This window comes from Parasphingorhabdus sp., from assembly GCF_036963805.1.
Classification (GTDB): domain Bacteria; phylum Pseudomonadota; class Alphaproteobacteria; order Sphingomonadales; family Sphingomonadaceae; genus Parasphingorhabdus.
The window spans coordinates 1-548 of sequence record NZ_JBALUN010000059.1; the positions used below are offsets into that span (position 1 = coordinate 1).

1 pseudogene is annotated in these 548 nt (G+C 56.4%); it reads right to left on the minus strand.

Annotation, left to right across the window (positions count from 1 at the left end):
* Window positions 1–548, minus strand: a pseudogene (locus V7676_RS18765) (proprotein convertase P-domain-containing protein); the annotation flags it as partial.

Sequence of the window (548 nt, forward strand, 5' to 3'; positions counted from 1 at the left end):
GGGTTAGCACGGTCGTCGCCGTCTGGTCTTTGTTGGTGAACTCCAGATTTTGATAGAGCGACTGCTCGCTGTTCGCGAGGTTCGCATAATTGTTATTGTTTACCGCCGGTGAGCCATCGTCATAGGATCCGCCGCTCTTGGTGATGGCGAAATTGATCGAGCCGATCCCGGTCAGATTATAGCTGTTATTGGTTGAACCGCCGGCCCACGCCTTGCCATTCCAGTCGAATAATATCTGGTTGGTGATCGGACAGACGCTGGTCAGGCTCGGCGCTGTGCCCGCTGTTCTTGCGCCGGAAACAGTGATGCTCCTGCTGGCATAGTCGTCTTCGCCAGCGCTGCTGTTATTTGGCGTAGAATCCGGGTCTACACGATCGGATGATGCCACTTCGGCGATATTGGTAACGGTGGCGGCCGATGTAGCCGTGACCGTGGCGACGATGCTCAAACTGCGCGTCTGTCCTGGCGCTATCGATGCTATGGTCCATATACCGGTGCCGCTGTTATAGCTGCCGTAGCCCGAAGAGCTGACGAACAAGAGCCCCAGC